The sequence below is a fragment of the Kribbella sp. NPDC023855 genome, from assembly GCF_040639475.1.
Classification (GTDB): domain Bacteria; phylum Actinomycetota; class Actinomycetes; order Propionibacteriales; family Kribbellaceae; genus Kribbella.
Genome location: NZ_JBFAAA010000002.1, coordinates 18769 through 31651, shown reverse-complemented (window position 1 = coordinate 31651; position 12883 = coordinate 18769). Strand labels below are relative to the sequence as shown.

The following is a 12883-nucleotide window of genomic DNA, read 5'->3' as shown; positions in this document are numbered from 1 at the left end:
TGACTTCCGCATAAAACTGCATACTCTTACTCATGTGACGTATGCACTTTTATGCGATCGGAGAGAGATATGAGAGTGGCGACAGGGAGTCAGGGTCAGCCGGCGCCGCGTGCCTTCTACGGCGTAGGCGACTTCGCGCAGGCGCTCGGGATCGGCGAGATGTCTGTCTATCGAGCCATCCACGCGGGGCGGCTGCCGTCGCTGAAGTTCGGCGGGCGCTTCGTAATCCCAGCCAAGGTCGTCGACCAGTTGGTCCAGGCCGCCATGAACGGCGGGGGAGTCGTCGACATCGACGAGTGGCAGCCGCCCGCGGACGGAGACGTCGCGCTATGACGCTCCGCCCAGACCCAAGGCAAAACGCGCAGCTCGGCAGCGGCAGTGCCACGAACGAAATGGACCGGCCCCGCACAGGCGCCAACCAGAACAGGGCCGGTTCTCCCATCACTCAGGTACGAGTTCGAGAGGTCTACAGCATGACTGACGAGGTGCAGGGCGGCATGGAGTGGGTGCCGCGGTTTGGGATGTTGGAGGTTCCGGCCGAGCGCGCGGCGCTGATCCGGGGCTTGTTCGAGCTGGCCGCGTTCGTGGCGGATCACCCTGAGTTGCCGGTCCCGGATGTAAAGGCTCGGTTCTTTGGGCCGTTCGGCCGGGACGACGCCGAGACGTTTGTCTCCGCTCGGGTTGTCGTGGATGCCCTCGCCGAACTGCTGGGTGTCGATCAGACCGAGGCTGTCGACGGCGAGATCGAGGCCAAGGGCCGCATGGGAGCCGTCGAGGTTCTCGCGATCGCGTACTCGCCGGAGCGCAAGGCGCACTACCGGGCTCGCATGTCCTACAGCGACAACGTGCAGCCGGCCGCGCCGATGGCGGGTGAGTCGCGGTGAGCGGGCGCATGGAGCTTGAGTTGGCGTGGCGGATGCACGATTCGGCTGCGGCGGCGATCGACAAGGCCGACACGAAGGCCGGGTTCGCGGCGACGGTGGAGACCGCGTTGGCGGCGCTGGTACTGACGCTGGTGTCGCAGTCGCACTCGGCGCCTGTGGTGTCGCGGGTGTTGTTCGGTGTGGCGCTGGTGGCGTTGGCTGTCGCGCTGGGGTCGGCGTTGCTGGTGGTGGTGCCTCGTTTGCACAAGCCTGCTGACGCGTTGGTGCCGGGGGAGTTCTTGTACTTCGGTGCGGTCCGTCGCCGGTCGGTGGAGCAGTTGCACGACCACATCGTCAACCGTGGGATCTCCGTCGACAGGTATGACGTGGCGGAGCCGGTGTCGGCGGTTGTGCAGCACGCGAAGCGGCTGGCCGATATCGCGTGGACGAAGCATCAGTGGGTGCGGGTGTCGCTGGTCGCGGCGCTGGCCGGTGCTGTGTTCGCGGTGGCCGGCGTGCTGATCGGTGGTGCGCGATGACGGCCCGGCGGGGTTCGTTCGGGCCGGTGCAGCTGGCGCGGCACCTTGACTTGTGGGAGTTCCAGGTGGCGCGCGCGGTGCGGCGCGGTCTGATCCCGGGACCGGACCTGGGTAGCCGCTGGTCGGCCGGGCTGGTCGAGGAGTTCGAGCCGCTCGCCAACGAGATCGGGGCCGAGGTCGGGTCCCTGCCGGACATGGGAGCGACCCGGGCCGCGCGGGAGCTGGCCGAGCGGTTCGGGTGCGAGGTAACCGCTGACGCGGTGTTCGAGCTGGGTCGCCGTGAGGTGTTGGCGATCACGGACTTTTACAAGGGCAACCCTCTGTTCGACGGCGGCGCGATCGAGCGGTTCGCGGTTCTCGAGGAAGCGATCTCGGCGGGCCGCTGCGTAACCGCCGACGAGGCCGCCGCTCAGCTGCGGATCCGGCGCGCCGACTTCGACCACCTGGTTCGCGCGGGACTCGTGGAGCCGAGCCGATGGGTTCGGTCGGGGTGGCAGCGGCGCCGCGACGAGCCGGAGGTGGCGCTGTACCGGGTCGTGGACCTGGACGCGCTGTTGACGGCACCGGGGATCGATTGGGCCGGGGTGCGGGCCACGGCACCCGGCCGGAGGTCCCCGCTCGCCGCGTTGCCCACCGCAACCAACGACGTCGACCACGACGGGGAGGTTCAGGCATGAACAGGCGACCGACTGCCCGCGAGGGCGTGGTGATGCCGAAGTTTCTGGCCGTGTCGGTGCTGATGACTATCGCCGGGTTCGTGCTGATGAACTCGGCGCCGTCAGCCCCGGCTGATCTGGTGGCTGAGTTCCCGGGGCTGGTGCCAGGGGCGGTCCGGGCCGGTGTGTGGATGGCCGGGATCGGCGGTGTCGGGGTGGTGACGGGTCTGCTGGTGTTTTGGCGGGTCGGCGCTGGGCTGGTGCTGGCGGTGCCGTTGTGGCTTGGCTTGGCCGGGCTGATCGCGTCGGCCCTGAACGCTCCGGGCGGCGCGGGCGGGTGGCTGATCGCTGCCGGTGTGCTGGCGGCTGTGTCGATCGGGCTGGTCGGTTTGAACCGCGCAGTCGGCGCCGGGATCGCCGTGGCCGGGTGGCTGCTGTACGGCGGGTTGCTTGCCCGAGCGCTGCCGCAGCAGGCCGACGCGCACGGGTATGGGTGGCTGCTGGTCGCGGCCGGCGTGGTGGTGCTGGTTGCGACGGCGGTCAGGTTGGTGATGTCGCGGTCGAGTTCTCGGGGTCTGCTGCGCAGGCTGGGGCGGGCCGGCCGCGAAACCGACGGGATGGCGTCGTCGATCGATGTGTGGCGGGGCGCGTCGGCGAGGGTCCTGCGAGCCAAGGCGGCCCAGCTGCGCCCGCACCTGGCCGCCGCGTCGCGGTGGCAGCGCCGCCAGGTCGCGTTGTGCGAGCTGGGTGTGAAGATCGCCCGGGTCGGGCTGTTCGGGGTGTGGTCGTCGGCAGAAGACCACACGATCACCTTCGGTGGCCCGCGCAAGGGCAAGACGCAGCAGATCATGAAGTACGCCCGCAAAGCGCCGGGCGCGTTGATCACCACGTCGACCAAGCTCGACCTGTTGGAGCACACCTACCAGCACCGCGCCAAGCGCGGCCCCGTGTGGGTATTCGACCCTTCGGGCGTGGTCCAGCCGGGCTCGAAGCTGGCCGCCGAGCTGGCCGCCGACGACCGGGTCACGTTCGTTCGGTTCAACCCGTTGACCGGGTGCGAGGTCGCCGCGACCGCGATGGACCGCGCGGCCGACCTGATCGACGGTGTCGGCCGGGGCGGCGACAGCGCCGGTGAGCGGTGGGACGGGTTCGCCAAGCACGTCTTGAAGTCGTTGCTGCACGCCGCCGCGCTGGGCGGCTACTCGATGTACGACGTCCAGCGGTGGGTCGCGAACCCGTCGGACGAGGCGATGCGCGAGGTGCTGTTCGAGCTGAAGCTGTCCGGCGCGGCCACCGAGGGCATGGTGTCGGACGCTACCCAGTTCTTCAAGAACAACCCCGCCACCCAGTCGTCGATCACCACCGGCATCATGCCGGCGCTGTCGTGGCTGTCGGTCGAGGCCGCGGTCGAGGCGTCCGCGCCGGGCGGTCAGCAGTTCGACATCGAGCAACTGCTGGACACAGGCGGCTCGGTGTATCTGCTGGGCAAGGACGACGACAAGATCGCGCCGCTGGTCACTTCTCTGACTGCTGATCTAGCGCGCCGGGCGGAGACGATCGCGGCCGGGCTGCCAGGGCAGCGGCTCGACCCGTTCCTCACGATGGTGCTGGACGAGGCCGCGCTGATCTGCCTGATCCCGCTGGACCGGTGGACCGGTGACTTCGGGTCGCGCGGGATCTGCATGCACATCGCGGCCCAGTCCCGTGCGCAGCTGCGTAAACGGTTCGGTGACGCCGCCACCGGTGCCCTGCTGACCAACACCGCGACCAAGGTCGTGTTCGGCGGCTCCGGCGATGCCGACGACTTGCAGTACTGGTCGACGCTGGCCGGCGAACGCGACGAGCCCGCCGTCACCCGCGACCGCGCGACCGGTTCGCGGCAGGAATCGGTGCGCCGCACGCAGGTGCTGACGCCGGGACAGGTCGGCGAGCTCCGCGCCCGGCAGATGCTTGTCATCAGCAACAACATGCCGCCGGTCGTGGTGAAGACGCGCATGTACTACCAGACCTGGGACGTGCGCGCCGAACGCTACGCGCAGCGGTACGCCACCACCCGCGCCGCAATCCAGGAATCAGGGCTGGTCCGGGCGGCGTCCGCCGCAGCGGTCAAGACCGGTGACGCGGTAGGGGAGTGGCTGCTGGCCCGGTGCTCGTGGATGCTCGCCCCGCTCACCGGCGATGCCCAGGTCGCGGCCGGCGGCCAGGTCGTCGACACCATCTCCCGCCAGCAGACCGGGCCGCTCGGTCGTTGGCGTGGCCGCGTGTCGGCGGGCCTGTCCTGGCTGGACGCCACCGACCCGCTACGTGAACTGGTCGCCCGGACTCGTCTGAACCGGTCGACCCGCCAGGCTCGTGCGGCGCTGGCTGCCCGCGAGTCGACCCGCGCCACCGCCCGCACCGGGCGTCCGGTAGATCGGGAGGTGCGGTGATGTCCCGCCGCCGCAGCCGCCGCCACGTGGCGCCGGGCTGCACGGCGTGCGGAGTACGCGACAACACGATCGAGGTACAGCGAGTACTGCTGGTCGCGCTGCGCCGCCGGGTCGGTGAGCTCCACGCCGTCGTCGAGCAGGCCGAGGCCCGCCGCGACCGGTTGGCACAGGACACCGTCCAGACGCTGCACGACCTGTTCACGCTGCCGCTGGCCGAGTACGCCGCCGAGCACTTCGAACAACTCGGCGGCGACCCGGACGAGCCGCAGCGCCGCCGTGACTACGCCCTGGCGCTGATGGCCGAGTGCGCCGGCCTGGAACTGAACCAGCGCGTCGTCATCGCCTACACGCCCGACGGCGCCGACGGCCCGGTCACGGTGCCGGGCCGGGTCCGCGATGCGCGGCTCGACGCCGATGGTGAACCGGTGCTGCTGGTTGCCCTCGACAACCGCAGCGACACCGCGACACTCGTTGCTGCGGGCTACGACCTCGCTCCGGCCGAGCCGACCGGTGTTCTCGCCGGGCTCCTGCTCCTCGCCGTCCCGTTCCCGGCCCGCTCCCGCCGGATCGCCGACGGCGGCTGGATCGAGGCCAGGCCATGACCGGGCACGACAGGCGCTCAGGTGTCGAGTGGGTGCAGTTGTGGGACGGCCGGCACTGGCCGGGCCGGGTCCGTAACGGCCTGCCTGAGTTCGGGTTCGGGCAGGCACCGGCCGGTCTGTCGACCCGGCGGCAACTGCGCGCGCGGGGGCTTTTGCCGGGGTGGGCAGGCCCGCCGCGACAGCGAGCAGGCCCAGAGCACCGACGGCCAGGACTGGAACTACGACGAGAGAGGTGTGGCATGACGGCTCCGCCCGGATCGCCCGGCGACGAGCTGCGCGCCTACTACGGCTGCCAGCAGGTCGAGTCGCGCACCGGTTTGCGCGTGGTTGCGGCGTTCGACAGCGATGGCCGGCCGACCGGCCAGGTCGCGTTCGACGCCGACGAGTTCTGCGACTGGCTCGACGACCTGTACGAGGAAGGAGACGACTGATGGACCACACCGATCACGTTGACCCCGGTACCGCCGCCATGTCGGCGGTGGCTGGGCTGGCGCGTCAGGTCGAGGCGATCAACCAGGACGTCTACACGCTGAAGCGCAAGGCCGATGACGCGGCGTCCAAGGCGACGGTGAAGAACCTCGCCAAGTCGGTCGAGTCGCTCGGCAACACCGTGACGTCGTTCGAGGATCTGCTGGCCCGGCTGACCGCCAAGCCCGCCAAGCCGGGCAGCGGCGCCGACAGCGACGACGACGCCGGGCCGGTGCGGTCGTGGCTGCGGCTGCCCGAGCAGGACGCGGGCGCGGTGGAGGCGGTGCTGAGCGAGTTGCTGCCGTGGATGGAGTCGATCTACCTGCGCTACTCGACCGCCCGTGACGGGCTGCCGAAGTGCTGGCTGTGGCACCCCGAGGTCGTCGAGGAACTCGTCTGGCTGATGGATGCGTGGACGGCTGCCTACGACGGCCCCGAGGCGTCCAACAAGCTCGTCGGGGACTGGCACGACCGCCAGCGACCCGGCGTGACGCGGCGCATCGGCGAGTACGCCGGCGACTGCGACGTGCTCCAGCACCGCGACGACGCCGACCAACGCGCCGTCACCGTGCCACTGGCCGCCGACGCGGACCCATTCGTGACGTGGTGGGCCACCGCCCGCGACGACAACGGCCCTGCGCCGACCCAAGACCAGATCAAGGCAGGCCGCCGCGGCGGCCTGACCGCCGTATCCGAGACCGCTGGAGGCAACCGGTGAACCCGGCACTGCACACCTACCTGATCGACCTACCCGACCTGACCCCGGCCGGTGTCGTGACCTGGCCGGTGATCGCGGCCAGCGCCGCAGCGCTGCTGGTGCTGGCCGCGCTCGTCACCGGTGCGCTGTGGTCGGCCCGCCGCGCGCTGCGCGGGGTCGCGGCGGCGATCGAGGCCGGTCGGCTGACCACCCGCAGTGTGCTGATCGTGGTTGCGATCGTCGCGGCGCTTGGTGTCGCCGGCATCGGTGGCGCGCGGTCGTTTGGCGCGGTGTCGGAGAAGTTCGACAGCCCGCTGGTGCCGTTGGTTGCCGACGGCATGATCGTGGCCTGCACCGCGCTGCGGCTCGCTGCGTTGACGCGCGGGTGGCGGATTCCGGGTGCGCTGGTGACGACGTATGTGTTCATCGGCGGCACGGTGTGGCTGAACATCGACACCGCGACCGGGATCGCTGACGCTGTCGCGCACGCGCTCGCTCCGTTGGCTTACGCAGTCCTGGTCGAGATGCTCGCGCACCTGCTGCGCCTGCACATGAAGCTCGCACAGCCCGCCAAGCCCAGGTTGTCGGCGCTGACCTGGTTCACCTCGCCGGTGATCACGACCCGCGTGTGGTTGCACCTGTCGCGGACCGGGTCCGATGACCCGGCCGCCGCGCGGGCACTCGTGCAGCAGGTTGTCCGGATGGCGTCGCGGCTGGCGACGCTGTGCCCGAGCCGGAAGCTGTGGCCCTTCGACGCGGCGCGGGCCGCCCGGACTGCATGCCTACAAACGATCCGCGACGGGCTGCTGTCGGCTTCCGAGCTGGCCTCGTTGCTGCCGGGCTCCGGGCGCCTGACTCCGGGCGAGCTCCTGGCCCTGGTCGACTCGGCAGCGCTCGGTCTGGCCAACCCCGGTCAGCCGGCCGACACGAGCACCGATGACGACCAGGCCGCCGAGGCACTGGACCGACCCGCACTCAGCCACACCGCTGCACCGCTGTGGCTGATCGCCTTTCTGATCGGTGCACTTCGCACGGCACCGGTGTCGCCGTCACCTGCACCGGTGCACCCCGGTAACGGCACCGGTGCACCCACGGTGCAGGCCAACGACCCGGTCACCGGTGCCCCTACACCGGAGGGTGCACCGGTGCACCCCGAGGCCGCACCGCATCCGGGCGGCGAGCCCGCCGAGGTGGTCCCCGAAGAGCCGAGCGACGCGGAATTGCTCGCGGTGGTGCAGGCCGAAGCGGCGCGGTGTGGGGGTGGGCCGCTCGGGCAGAAGGCAATCCGGAGAGTCACGAAGGAGGCCTTCGGTCAGGGAGTCGGCACTGGCCGCGCTAAGCGCCTCCAGGAGCTTGCTGGGTGGGTAGAGCCCACCGACGCGCCCAGTGCGGTCGCTACGACCCCTGAGGCCGCTGACAGCCCCGTACAGACGCGCGGACAACTGCCCCTCGTCACCATCACCGGCGACAACACGACCGACAACCCCAGCGAAGACCACGACGACGTCACCACCGACCGCGAACTCGAAACGAGCAGCAGCCGATGACCAAGCCCAACAGCAACCGATCAACCCACACCCAGCACGACAGCGACCAGACCTCAGCACCCAGCACGGACAACCCGATCGAGCAGCCGTCGGCAGCAAACAGCAAGACCAAGAACTCTGATACACACCATTGCATCACGATCAAGTGGAGTCCCGGCTCCGCTTCGCGTCGTCGGGACAGTGTGCCGCCTTCGGCGGTTTCCGGCGCCTTCGGGCCGGTCCGCGCGGGGGGTGCGGCATGGCGGTGATGGGCATGCAGAGCGGCCATTCCGCGAGCTATCTGACAGGGTCGGTGGCGACAGGCCGGGAGAACTACTACACAGGCGCGGTTGCGGCCGGCGAGCCGCCGGGGCGCTGGTTCGGCCGGGGCGCGGCGACGTTCGGGCTGGCCGGTGAAGTCGACGCCGAGGACATGACCGCGCTCTATGAGCGGTTCCTGGACCCGCGCGATCCGGCGTTCCACGATCCGGCGCGGCGGATCGAGGCGGCGACGCTGGGTCACACCGGCCGGGCCTACAAAACCGAGCACGAAGCACTGGCCGCTGCACTGGCCAAGGAGCCCGGTGCATCACCGGAGCGGCGCCAGGAATTGCAGGCGCAGGCCGGTGCATCGGTGCGCAGAAACGTCGCGTTTTACGATGCGACGTTCTCGCCGCAGAAGTCGATCACGGTGCTGCACACCGCGTTCGAGGCGCAAGAGGTGGAGGCCCTCGGTGCAGCCGCGGCGGCGCGCGGTGCACTGGTGCAGGCGCGGCGCACCGGTGACCGCACCGCGGTGCACCGCTATGTCGGTGCGGTGCGCACCGCGCAGCGCGAGGCGGTGCAGTGGGGCCAGCGGCGCCAGGCGGTCGAGGACGCGATCTGGGCCGGGAACAACGCGGCACTGTCGTACTTGCAGGACAAGGCCGGATATACCCGCGTCGGCCACCACGGCGGTGCCGCAGGCCGGTGGGCCGAGGCACCTGATCTGACCATCGCGTCGTTCTTCCAGCACGACAGCCGTGAGCACGATCCGCAGCTGCACATCCACAACGCGATCCTGAACCGGGTCCAGGGACCCGACGGCAAGTGGCGCACCCTTGACGGGCAGGCGCTGCACCGCTTCAAGCCGGCCGCTGCGGCGGTCGGGGAGCGGGTGATGGAACAGCACCTGACCCGCGCGTTGGGCGTGCAGTTCGTGATGCGCCCCGACGGGAAGTCCCGCGAGATCGCCGGCGTCGACCAGGCGGTCATGGATCTGTTCTCCAAGCGGCGGCGAGCGATCACGAAGAAGACCGCGCCGCTGGTGGCCGCGTTCGAGAAGAAGTGGGGCCGCGAACCGAACAACCTCGAACTCGACCGGATCCAGGAGCAAGCGACCAAGGCGACCCGCAAGGCGAAGTCGCACGACGGCGAGACATATGAGGCGCGGTTGCAGCGCTGGGACGCCGAACTGCGGGCCGAGTTGCGCGGGGGACTGGGCAAGGTCGCGGCCGATGTGCTGGCGGTGCGGCAGCGGCGCTGGTTGCCGGGGCGGGTGAACAAGACCAAGGTCCTCGAGTTGGCGTTGGCAGAGGTGCAGTCCAAGCACGCCACCTGGCGCGCCGCCGACCTGACACGCGCGATCAACGACGCACTGCCCGACAACCTCGGCAACATGCGCCCGGACAAGATCGCCCGGCTGCTGGACAAGCTGACCGAGCGCGGTCTGGCGATGGCCCAGCAGGTCGACACGAAGAACCGGGGACAGGCCGGTGCCTTGCCCGAACAGCTCGTGCGCAGCGATGGCCTGTCGGCCTACGAAGCGCCCGGCGCGGCTCGGTACGTGACGCCGGACCACCTGCGCGCTGAGCGCACGCTGGCCAACGCGGGCTATGCCCGGGGCGCGGTCGCGATGACCACGGGCGCGACGGAGGAGTTCGTCCAGCAGCTGGCCGCTGCCGGGATGGAGCTCGGCGCCGACCAGGCCGCCGCCGTGCGCGGAATTCTCTCTTCTGGTGCGAAGGTCGAGACGCTGGTCGGCCCGGCCGGCACCGGCAAGTCCCGCGTCGTCGGCGCTTTGGCGAAGGCGTGGGAGGACCCGGAACTGTGGGACGGGAAGCAGCGCCGGATGGTCGGGCTCGCCGCGTCCCAGGTCGCGACCGAGGTGCTGGCAGCCGACGGCGTGACCGCGATGAACATCACCCGCTGGCTGCAAACCCAGCAGGCCCTGACCAGCGAGACGACCGCCCGACCGGAGCACGAGGTGTGGCGGCTGCGCGAGGGTGACCTGGTCGTGGTCGACGAGTCCGCGATGGCCAACACGACCGACCTGGCCGAGATCCAGGCCCGCTGTGACCAGGCTGGCGCGAAGCTGCTGCTGGTCGGTGACCATCGCCAGCTCGCCGCGGTCGGCGCCGGTGGCGGCATGGAACTGGTGACCGAGAACGCGCTCACCCACGAACTGGTCGAGACCCGCCGCTTCGCGGCCGGGTGGGAAGGCCCGGCGTCGCTGCGGCTGCGCGAATGCGATGCAGCAGCGCTGATGGAGTACCACAAGCAGGGCCGGATCATCGACGGCGGGCACATCGAGTCAGCGCAACGCTCAGCAGGCGATGCGTGGCTGGCCGATCACCTGGCCGGGCTGCACGCGCTGCTGATCGTTGACACGAACGTGCAGGCCGCCGAGGTGTCGGCGCAGCTGCGCGCCCGGCTGGTCGAGCTGAACAAGGTCGACGACCGTCGCACCGTCGATTTGCACAGCACCGGCAACCGGGTCGGGGCCGGTGACCTGATCCAGACCCGGCTCAACGCCTGGCACCTCAAGGGGTACCGCGGCAACACGCGCGCGGTGTTCAACCGCGACGAGTTTCTCGTCGACTGTGTCCTGGACGACGGGTCGCTGCGGGTCCTGCCGCTGCAAAGCGGCACCCGGAACCCTGCGCCGACCGGGTCGATCGTGTTGCCGGCCGCCTACGTGCGCGACCACGTCGCGCTCGGCTACGCCGCCACCGTGCATTCGTCCCAGGGCGTGACGGTGGACTCGGCGCACGTGGTCGCGACGCAGAACACGTCGGTCTATGCGCTGTATGTCGGGCTGACGCGCGGCCGGGCCGCCAACACCGCGCACGTGGTGACGCGGTCGCTGGCTGCCGAGTCCGAGTTCGGTGAGACCAACGACGCAGCGCAGCGCTCGCCGTTGTCGGTGCTGCGGGCAACGTTCGAGCTGGACGACCCGCAGATGTCGGCGTTGCAGGCAGCGGCCGAGTCCGCAACCGAAGCGCACCGGCTTCGTACGCCGGCCGAGTTGCTGGCCGACGGGATCGCGCTCGCGACAGCAAACCGCACTGGCCGGTGGCTCGATGTTCTCACCGGTACCGGGGTGCTGAGCGAGGCGCAGCGGTGCGCGCTGGCGACCGAGGACGGCGCCGGGACACTCGCGAACCTGCTCCGGCAAGTCGAGCTGGCCGGGCACGACCCGCGCCAGGTGCTGACCGAGGCGATCGAGCAGCGCAGCCTGGACGACGCCCGCAAGGTCAGCTATGTGATCCAGGACCGGATCAAACGCGTCGCGCAGCGAGACGGCGGCCTCGATCCGATCGGCGACACCTACACCGATCGTCTTCCGCAGGTCGACGATCCGCAGTGGGCGGCCTATCTGGCCGATCTGGCGCGCGAAGCCGACGCCCGCACCGCCGACCTGGGCGAGCAGGTCGCGGCCGATCAGCCGCAGTGGGCGCTGGAATCACTGGGTGAGTTGCCCACCGAACCGGGCGAGGACCGCGACGCGTGGGTGCAGCGCGCGGGGCAGGTCGCCGCGCACCGCGAGGTGATGGGACACGACGCGGCCGACGACCCGCTGGGGCCGGCGCCCAAGGCCGGACAGGTCGAGCAGTACGCGTCGTGGCGCACCGCGTGGCGGGCCTTGGGCCGCCCGGACGCGGACCACGCCGAGGCGTCGATGTCGGTCGGGCAGTTGCGGGTCCGGGTGCGCGCCTACCAGCGTGAACAGGCCTGGGCGCCGCCGTTCGTTGCTCACGAGCTGGCCGGGACCCGGCAGGCCGCCGAGCGGGAACGGCGTACCGCGACCCTGCGGGCCGCCGAAGCCGACACCGCGCCCGACGAGGCCGCGCGGCAGCGACTGCTCACCGAAGCCGAGCAACGCCAAGCCCTCGCGGTCGCACTCGATGCCCGCGCCGCGCAATTGCAGATCAGCGACGACGCCCGCGCGGTCTGGCTGAGCCACACCGCTGCGACCCAGGCCGCCGCTCAACGTGCCGAACAGGAACTGAAGGCGCGCGGGATCGACAACAGCGACACCGGCCCGACCGTGGAGGAATGGGCCGACGAACTCGACGCGGCCGAGGCCGTCGACGACCTGCACGTGGTCGACGAACTCGACCTGGCCGACGTCGCCGAGGCCCGCGCCCGCGACTTCGCCGTGGCCCAGCCAGGCGACGAGTTCGTGGAAGCCGAACTGGTCGATGACACCGAACGGAGCCACACCCCGACCGGTGTCGCCAGCAGCGACACCGAGGAAGACGCCGATTACATCGATGCCGAGGTCCTTGATGCCGACACCATCGACGACGAGTACGCGGACACCGAACCGGTCCACGAGCACCCTGATGCGAGCAGCGGCGAACTTGTCTTCGTGGACGAATACGTGGAAGCCGAGCTGGTGCCGGACCAGCACGCCGACACCACCGCCGACGACGAAGACGACAGCGAATACATCGACGCCGAAGTCGTTGCCGATGACAACACGGCGCTTGGCGATGACGACGAGACCCGCGACGCCGCCGAGGAGCACGAGCAGGCGCGGGAGATGCAGGCACCGACCGACATCCGCGAGGTCGCGGCCACCGAGCCCACCGTCGCCGAATCCGACACCCCCCGCGTGCCGAGCGCCGACGAAACCTCGGAGGCGGCCCGGCGCGCGAAGAGGGCGCTAATCGAGATCCAGCACCGCAGCGCCACCGACCAAGAGCACGACCCCGAGCATGCCGCCCGCGACGACGAACTCGCCCGGTGGCACGCCGACGACCAGGCCGCACGCAAAGCCGCGCGCCAGGCCCAGCACGACGCAGACCTCGCCCTGACCCGGTACGACAACTAGCCCCG

The 12883-nt window shown here is 70.5% G+C and carries 10 protein-coding genes; all 10 read left to right on the top strand.

Annotation, left to right across the window (positions count from 1 at the left end):
* Window positions 1-69 precede the first annotated feature (69 nt).
* On the top strand, window positions 70-333 hold the full coding sequence (locus AB0F51_RS05875) for a helix-turn-helix domain-containing protein (protein ID WP_360274704.1): 264 nt from the start codon (window positions 70-72) through the stop codon (window positions 331-333).
* Window positions 334-473: 140 nt separating this feature from the next.
* Window positions 474-884, top strand: coding sequence for a hypothetical protein (locus AB0F51_RS05870; protein WP_360274702.1), 411 nt, complete (start codon window positions 474-476; stop codon window positions 882-884).
* An 8-nt stretch (window positions 885-892) separates the two neighbouring features.
* Window positions 893-1402, top strand: coding sequence for a Pycsar system effector family protein (locus tag AB0F51_RS05865; protein WP_360274699.1), 510 nt, complete (start codon window positions 893-895; stop codon window positions 1400-1402).
* Window positions 1399-2079, top strand: a complete 681-nt coding sequence (locus AB0F51_RS05860; RefSeq protein WP_360274696.1) for a hypothetical protein — start codon at window positions 1399-1401, stop codon at window positions 2077-2079. The genes AB0F51_RS05865 and AB0F51_RS05860 overlap by 4 nt, the downstream gene beginning before the upstream one ends.
* Window positions 2076-4487 carry a TraM recognition domain-containing protein gene (locus AB0F51_RS05855; protein WP_360274694.1) on the top strand — a complete coding sequence of 804 codons (2412 nt, stop codon included), beginning with the start codon at window positions 2076-2078 and terminating at the stop codon, window positions 4485-4487. Before AB0F51_RS05860 ends, AB0F51_RS05855 begins: the two co-directional genes overlap by 4 nt.
* On the top strand, window positions 4487-5089 hold the full coding sequence (locus AB0F51_RS05850; protein ID WP_360274691.1) for a hypothetical protein: 603 nt from the start codon (window positions 4487-4489) through the stop codon (window positions 5087-5089). Before AB0F51_RS05855 ends, AB0F51_RS05850 begins: the two co-directional genes overlap by 1 nt.
* 239 nt (window positions 5090-5328) lie before the next feature.
* Window positions 5329-5520: a hypothetical protein gene (locus AB0F51_RS05845; protein WP_360274688.1), complete on the top strand. Its 192-nt coding sequence runs from the start codon at window positions 5329-5331 to the stop codon at window positions 5518-5520.
* Entirely contained in the window at window positions 5520-6275 is a 756-nt protein-coding gene (locus tag AB0F51_RS05840; protein WP_360274685.1) for a hypothetical protein, read from the top strand. Before AB0F51_RS05845 ends, AB0F51_RS05840 begins: the two co-directional genes overlap by 1 nt.
* Window positions 6272-7801 carry a DUF2637 domain-containing protein gene (locus AB0F51_RS05835; protein WP_360274683.1) on the top strand — a complete coding sequence of 510 codons (1530 nt, stop codon included), beginning with the start codon at window positions 6272-6274 and terminating at the stop codon, window positions 7799-7801. The genes AB0F51_RS05840 and AB0F51_RS05835 overlap by 4 nt, the downstream gene beginning before the upstream one ends.
* A gap of 238 nt (window positions 7802-8039) precedes the next feature.
* The gene (gene mobF / locus AB0F51_RS05830) at window positions 8040-12878 is read left to right on the top strand and encodes a MobF family relaxase (RefSeq protein WP_360274680.1); all 4839 of its coding nucleotides are present in this window, start codon (window positions 8040-8042) and stop codon (window positions 12876-12878) included.
* Window positions 12879-12883 lie beyond the last annotated feature (5 nt).